The sequence below is a fragment of the uncultured Campylobacter sp. genome, from assembly GCF_937949835.1.
Classification (GTDB): domain Bacteria; phylum Campylobacterota; class Campylobacteria; order Campylobacterales; family Campylobacteraceae; genus Campylobacter_B.
On record NZ_CALEDC010000431.1, the window covers coordinates 1 to 3,778 of the forward strand.

A 3,778-nucleotide genomic window follows, 5' to 3' on the forward strand; every position below is an offset into this window, starting at 1 on the left:
CTTTTTGAAATTTCGTTTTAAAATTTTACTAGCGCGACGAAATTTTGCGGAGTGAAATTTCGCGAGGCAGATTAGAATTCTGCTCGGTAGAATTCCGCAGCGCTGCGGAATTCAAAATTTAAAAGCAAATTTAAAATTTGCAGGAGCTACTCCTCTATCTTTTTACCTGCAAATCGCACGAGAGCCCACGTAACAGCAAGCCCCATCGGCAGCGCGATCCAGACGTTAAGTCCTAGCGCTACGGGTAGATAGCCCGCTACCACGGCGACCGCGCCGACGGATAGAGCGTAAGGCATCTGCGTCTTTACGTGCTCGATATGATCGCAGCCCGCGCCCATCGACGAAAGGATCGTGGTGTCCGAAATCGGCGAGCAATGATCGCCGAAAATTGCACCTGTAAGCACGCCAGAGATATTTACGATCATATAGGCGTGAAGCGCATCGCCCGAAAGCCCGTAGTGAAGTCCCACAGCGTTTGCCAAAGGTATGGCAAGCGGCATTAAAATTCCCATCGTGCCGTAGCTCGTGCCCGTCGAAAAGCTAATGAACGAGCCCAGCACGAAAATCGCTACCGGAAGCAAGAATTTCGGCGTGTTTTGACTTAGCATATCGACTAGATAGCGCGACGTGCCGAGCTCCTTGATGACTGAGCTGAGCGACCAGGCAAGCAGCAAGATCACGATCGTAACGATCATCGTCTTCCACCCTTTGATCCACGTAGAGATCGCCTCTCTGACGTCAAAAATTTTGCGGTAAACGCTCATAAATATAGACACGACCGTAGCAAGAAGCGCCGCTTGAAAAAGCGCGACCGACGAGTTCGCGTTGCCGAACGTCGCCTGAAGCGTTGCAAAGCTTAGCGGAGCGGCTTTTGCGGCTGCGAGGGCATCGCCTTCAAGTTTGCTTAGCCCGCTAAAATAAAAGCTCGCAAACGCACCGCAGATTAGCACTATAAGCGGAATAACGGCGTTTGAAGCCTGCGGCTTGATCCCCTCTTTGGGCTCTAGCGTTTTATCTTCTAGCTCGGCGATGTTAGAATTTTTAGAGTGGATTTCGCCCGTCGCCGCGCGCCTTTCGGCAGAGAGCATCGGCCCGAAATCCCTGCGCATGAACGCCACGTAAACTACGAAAGCAAGCATGAAAAGATTGTAGAAGCGATACGGCATGGTTTGCACGAAGATCGAGAAGGCGTTTACGTTTTGCACGCCGATCTGATCATATCCCGCTCTTATCAGAGAGACTTCAAGACCGACCCAGGTAGAAATTAGTGCGATGCCTGCAATCGGCGCGGCGGTGGCGTCGATGATAAAGGCGAGCTTTTCGCGGCTAACTCTAAATTTATCGGTGATCGGCCGCATGACGGGGCCTACGATCAGGGCGTTTGCGTAGTCGTCGAAAAATACGAAAAGACCCATAACCCATGTTGAAATTTGCGCTGAGATGCCAGTTTTAGCGCGCTTGCTGATCCAAAGCGCCACGGCTTTCGTGCCGCCCGTCCTGCTAATCAGCGCGACCACGCCGCCGATACAAAGTACCTGCAAAAGAACGCCCGCGTTGCCTTTGCTAGCCATCGAGCCCACCACGCGCGAGACCAGATCTGTAAAGCTACCCACAAGCGCAGAGATCGGATTGTTGCCGACGACTGCAAGCATATAGGTGCCGCTAAAAACGCCGATGAAAAGCGACAGGATCACCTCTTTTGTGATAAAGGCAAGCGCGATCGCCACGACGGGCGGCACCAGCGTCCAGATGCCGAAAAGCTCGGCATTATGCTGCCTCGTCGCGTCGTCCACTGCAAACGCGGCAACCGATAAAAACATTAGTAATATAATTTTTTTCATTTTCTCGCCTTAAAATTTAATGCTTCTCGATAAAAAGCCCAGCCCAGCTCTGCTGCGTCGCCATCGCCTCTACGACGTTGATATTTACTCGGTGCGGCATCGCTAGGCAGCTTAGCACGATCTGCGCGATATCCTCGGGCAGGATCGCATCGACCCCCTCATACACGGCCGCAGCGCGCGCTAGATCGCCTTTAAAGCGCACCTCGCTAAACTCGCTCTTGCAGATGCCAGGCGCGATCTCCGTTACGCGGATGCCGGTGCCGCGCAGGTCGTTGCGGATATTGCGGCTAAACTGCTTGATAAACGCCTTGCTCGCGCCGTAAACGTGGCTACCCGGATATGGCCACGCGCCCGCAGTCGAGCCGAGATTGAAGATATAGCCGCTTTTGCGCGCGATCATCAGCGGCAGCACCGCCTTGGTCGAATACAGCACGCCTTTGATATTCGTATCGACCATCGTCTCCAAATCCTCTACGGGCGTCTGCGCGATCCCCTCAAGCCCGAGCGCAAGCCCTGCGTTATTTACGAGCACCTCGACGTCTTTGAAATTTTCAGGCAGCGCGCTTACGGCGTCAAACACCGCAGCCTTATCGCGAATGTCTGCGGCGATAATGTGCGTATTGCCTAGCTCGCCGGCTAGCTTTTGTAGCCGCTCCTTGCGCCGCCCGAGTGCTATGATCTTATAGCCCTGCGCGCTAAGCGCCCTAGCGATCGCCTCGCCAAAGCCGCTCGTAGCGCCCGTGATGAATGCCGTGTTTTTCATATGATCCCCTTTGCGTAAAATTTTAAATTTAGCGCAATGATAACGCAAAACGGATTTAGAATTTATGAATTTTATCTTGCGGTGCGGGCGCGGATGAAATAATGCGAAGACATTAGCGGGTTCTCTTGCGCGCGCGAGCTCGCGATCGGCAGCGGATTCGGCGAGCGCACGGCTAAATTTAAAATTTTGCGCCGTTCGTTTGTCGCGGTTTGCTATAATCACTTAAATTTAGGAAAAAGGCAAATGAGCAAATTTATACGATTTATCCTCGTTAGTATCTGTGTTTGCGCCACTTATGCGGGTTTGAAACATGCTTTTATGCTCTTTATCACGTGGCTCATGTTTAGTGGGGTATATTTTGACGGGCCGGGTGCACTGCTCGCCATACCGCTCACGTTTCTAAGCTCATCGGTTATATTTGATTATTATTGTATTGCGCTGGGCTCTCATCTGCTCTTTTTATCGCTGCTTAAAGGGCGCGACGTGAAAACGCGGTGGATTTTACCTTTATTTTTTCTCATAACGCTCGCGTTTTGTAGTTTTTGCGTCTTAATCGGGCACGAAGATTATCAGCGCATAAACGCACTTTTTGCACTCTTGCTTATCTCTCCTTTTACGCTTATCGCATACGCCATCGTTACGACCGTAATCCTTGCCAAAAATAAAATTTCGGATTATTATCCGATCTTAGTCGCGATAATTTTTGTGCCTATTCATGCCGCCAGCATAGGGATATGGGGGTTAGAACGGATATATTTTGGAGTATTTCTAAACGCGACAATACTGGGGATTTTTTATTTCACGGCGAAAATCGGGCGCGTAAATTTGATCGCGCACAGACCTGTACCCGACAAAACGCAAAATTCTAAAGACCGCGTTACCAAAACGATACAAAGCAGCGCGACATTTTAAACGACGATATTTTAAAGAAGCGCTAAATTTTATCCTTTTTAGGAATTCTAAATAACGCTTTCATCGCGCGCTACAAGCTTATCTGCTTCCCGATAGATCTGTGCTTTACCGACAAAACCTTCAAAAACTGCGCCGTTTTGCCTCTTGACACATTGACGTCGCTATTTGATCAAATTTATATCCAGCGTGATCTTATCGTTTTTGATCACGCCGATACCCTTATTTAGCACATTTGAGCCAATCTGCTTAGCTTCAGCTAGCG

General features: G+C 50.2%; 3 protein-coding genes. 1 reads left to right on the forward strand and 2 read right to left on the reverse strand.

What is annotated here, in order from left to right; translation table 11 throughout:
- Positions 1–146: 146 nt before the first annotated feature.
- The gene (locus Q0256_RS09650; RefSeq protein ID WP_297962531.1) at positions 147–1,841 is read right to left on the reverse strand and encodes a Na+/H+ antiporter NhaC family protein; all 1,695 of its coding nucleotides are present in this window, start codon (positions 1,839–1,841) and stop codon (positions 147–149) included.
- A 16-nt stretch (positions 1,842–1,857) separates the two neighbouring features.
- On the reverse strand, positions 1,858–2,604 hold the full coding sequence (locus Q0256_RS09655; RefSeq protein WP_297962533.1) for an SDR family NAD(P)-dependent oxidoreductase: 747 nt from the start codon (positions 2,602–2,604) through the stop codon (positions 1,858–1,860).
- 243 nt (positions 2,605–2,847) lie between these two features.
- Here Q0256_RS09655 and Q0256_RS09660 point away from each other — a divergent pair, with 243 nt between their 5' ends.
- A complete protein-coding gene (locus tag Q0256_RS09660; protein ID WP_297962535.1) occupies positions 2,848–3,516 on the forward strand; it encodes a hypothetical protein in 669 nt (222 codons plus the stop codon).
- Positions 3,517–3,778 lie beyond the last annotated feature (262 nt).

Coding starts and splice junctions, on each gene's coding strand:
- Q0256_RS09650 (WP_297962531.1), bottom strand. CDS start 1,841: ATGAAAAAAATTATATTACTAATGTTTTTATCGGTTGCCGCGTTTGCA.
- Q0256_RS09655 (WP_297962533.1), bottom strand. CDS start 2,604: ATGAAAAACACGGCATTCATCACGGGCGCTACGAGCGGCTTTGGCGAG.
- Q0256_RS09660 (WP_297962535.1), top strand. CDS start 2,848: ATGAGCAAATTTATACGATTTATCCTCGTTAGTATCTGTGTTTGCGCC.